This is a genomic window from Burkholderia sp. Ac-20392, assembly GCF_017104585.1.
In the GTDB taxonomy this organism is placed as follows: domain Bacteria; phylum Pseudomonadota; class Gammaproteobacteria; order Burkholderiales; family Burkholderiaceae; genus Burkholderia; species Burkholderia lata.
Map to the genome: position 1 here is coordinate 1 of NZ_JAAGPB010000764.1, position 2,710 is coordinate 2,710.

The window sequence follows — 2,710 nt, forward strand, 5'->3', positions numbered from 1 at the left end:
TGCGCGAGCGCGCGACCGGTCGAGCGGATCGGCGTGGTCGGCGGCGGCACGATGGGCGCGGGCATCGCGGTCGCGGCGCTCGATGCCGGGCTGCCGGTGACGATGATCGAACGCGACGAAGCCTCGCTCGCACGCGGCCGTGCGCACGTCGAGAAGGTGTACGACGGCCTCGTCGCGAAAGGGCGGATGACGCCGGCCGCGCACGCCGCGCGGCTCGCGCGCTTCAAGGGCAGCACGTCGTACGACGCGCTCGCTCAGGCCGACGTCGTGATCGAGGCCGTGTTCGAGGACATGGCCGTGAAGCAGGCCGTGTTCGCCGAACTCGCGCGCGTGTGCAAGCCGGGCGCGGTGCTCGCGACCAACACGTCGTATCTCGACATCGACGAGCTGGCCGCGAGCATTGACCGGCCGGCCGACGTGATCGGCCTGCATTTCTTCTCGCCGGCCAACGTGATGAAGCTGCTCGAGATCGTCGTGCCGGCGCGCGTGAGCGCGGACGTCGTCGCGACCGCGTTCGCGCTGGCCAAGCAGCTGAAGAAGACGCCGGTGCGTGCCGGCGTGTGCGACGGCTTCATCGGCAACCGGATCCTCGCCGTCTATCGCACGGCAGCCGACTATCTGATGGAAGACGGCGCGTCGCCGTACCAGATCGATCGCGCGGTGCGCGAGTTCGGTTTCCCGATGGGGCCGTTCCAGGTCGTCGACCTCGCGGGCGGCGACATCGGCTGGGCGACCCGCAAGCGCCGCGCGGCGACGCGCGACCCGCGGGCGCGCTACGTGGAGATTTCCGACCGGCTGTGCGAGCGCGGTTGGTTCGGCCAGAAGACGGCGCGCGGCTACTACCTGTATCCGGACGGCGCGCGTGTCGGCACGCCGGACCCTGAAGTCGAGGCGATCGTCGCGGAAGAGCGCGCGAAGAAGGGCGTCACGCCGCGCACGTTCACCGACGAGGAGATCCTGCGCCGCTACCTCGCCGCGATGATCAATGAAGGCGCGAACGTCGTGCACGAGAAGATCGCGCTGCGCCCGCTCGATGTCGATGCGGTGTTCCTGTACGGCTACGGCTTCCCGCGCTATCGCGGCGGCCCGATGCATTACGCGGACACGGTCGGCCTCGCGAACGTGCTCGCCGATATCCGCGCGTTCGCGAAGGACGATCCGCTGTTCTGGAAGCCGTCGCCGCTGCTCGTCGATCTCGTCGCGCGCGGCGCGGATTTCGCGAGCCTGAACCGCATCGACTGATCGCCCACCGCATTCGCCACGGACCGAAGATGGACCTCAATTTCACTCCCGAAGAGGAAGCCTTCCGCACGGAAGTGCAACGCTTCCTGCAAGCCGAACTGCCCGAGCGCATCGCGCGCAAGGTGAAGGGCGGCCTGCATCTCACGCGCGACGACATGCGCGAATGGCATGCCATCCTCAACGCGCGCGGCTGGCTCGCGAGCCACTGGCCGCGCGAATACGGCGGCCCTGGCTGGAGCGTCGCGCAGAAGTTCCTGTTCGACAACGAATGCGCGCTCGCGGGCGCGCCGCGCATCGTGCCGTTCGGCGTGAACATGCTCGGCCCGGTGCTGATCAAGTACGGCAACGAAGCGCAGCAGCGCCACTGGCTGCCGCGCATCCTCGACGGCACCGACTGGTGGTGCCAGGGCTACTCGGAGCCGGGCGCCGGTTCCGATCTCGCGGCGGTGAAGACGAGCGCGGTGCGCGGCATCGACGCGCAGGGCGAGCACTACCTCGTGAACGGCCAGAAGACGTGGACCACGCTCGGCCACTACGCGAACATGATCTTCTGCCTCGTGCGCACCGCGACCGACGTGCGCAAGCAGGAGGGCATCAGCTTCCTGCTGATCGACATGAACACGCCGGGCGTCGAGGTCCGCCCGATCATCACGCTCGACGGCGAGCACGAGGTGAACGAGGTGTTCTTCACCGACGTGCGCGTGCCGGCGGCAAACCTCGTCGGCGAAGAGAACCGCGGCTGGACCTACGCGAAATACCTGCTCACGTACGAGCGCACCAACATCGCCGGAATCGGCTTCTCGACGGCCGCGCTCGACCGGCTGCGCGCGGTCGCCGCGAAGGTCACGAAGAACGGCCGGCCGCTCGCGGACGATCCGTTCTTCGCGGCACGCGTCGCGCGCGTCGAGATCGAACTCGAGAACATGCGCACGACCAACCTGCGCGTGCTGGCCGCGGTCGCGGGCGGCGGCGCGCCCGGTGCGGAAAGCTCGATGCTGAAGATCCGCGGCACGCAGATCCGCCAGGAGATCACCGCGCTGATGCGGCGCGCGATGGGGCCGTACGCGCAGCCGTTCGTCGAGGCAGCACTCGATGCCGGTTACGACGGCGAGCCGGTCGGCCCGGACGAAGCCGCGAGCGCCGCGCAGCAGTATTTCAACAACCGGAAGCTGTCGATCTTCGGCGGCTCGAACGAGATCCAGAAGAACATCATCGCGAAGATGATGCTCGGGCTGTAACGAGGGACGCGACGATGGATTTCCAGCACACAGAAGACCGCCGGATGCTGGCGGATACGTTGAACCGCTTCATCGCCGAACAGTACGCGTTCCCGGTGCGCGATCGCATCGCGCAGTCGGCCGAAGGGTTCGATCGCGCGATGTGGCAGCGCTTTGCCGAACTCGGCACCGTCGGCGCGCTGTTTTCCGAAGCCGACGGCGGGTTCGGCGGCGCGGGCTTCGACATCGCC

Annotated in this window: 3 protein-coding genes; all 3 read left to right on the top strand. The window is 68.4% G+C overall.

Translation table 11 applies throughout. From position 1 onward, the window contains the following. On the top strand, window positions 1-1,242 hold a 1,242-nt coding region (locus G3N99_RS37895), incomplete at its 5' end, for a 3-hydroxyacyl-CoA dehydrogenase (RefSeq protein ID WP_241012054.1). Between the two features lie 29 nt (window positions 1,243-1,271). Further along, window positions 1,272-2,480: an acyl-CoA dehydrogenase family protein gene (locus G3N99_RS37900; RefSeq protein ID WP_206124931.1), complete on the top strand. Its 1,209-nt coding sequence runs from the start codon at window positions 1,272-1,274 to the stop codon at window positions 2,478-2,480. Between the two features lie 14 nt (window positions 2,481-2,494). Further along, window positions 2,495-2,710, top strand: a 216-nt coding sequence (locus G3N99_RS37905; RefSeq protein ID WP_206124932.1) for an acyl-CoA dehydrogenase family protein, incomplete at its 3' end; no start/stop codon positions are given.

What these genes read in the sequence shown, in the direction of transcription:
- G3N99_RS37900 (WP_206124931.1), top strand. Translation starts at nt 1,272, where the DNA reads ATGGACCTCAATTTCACTCCCGAAGAGGAAGCCTTCCGCACGGAAGTG.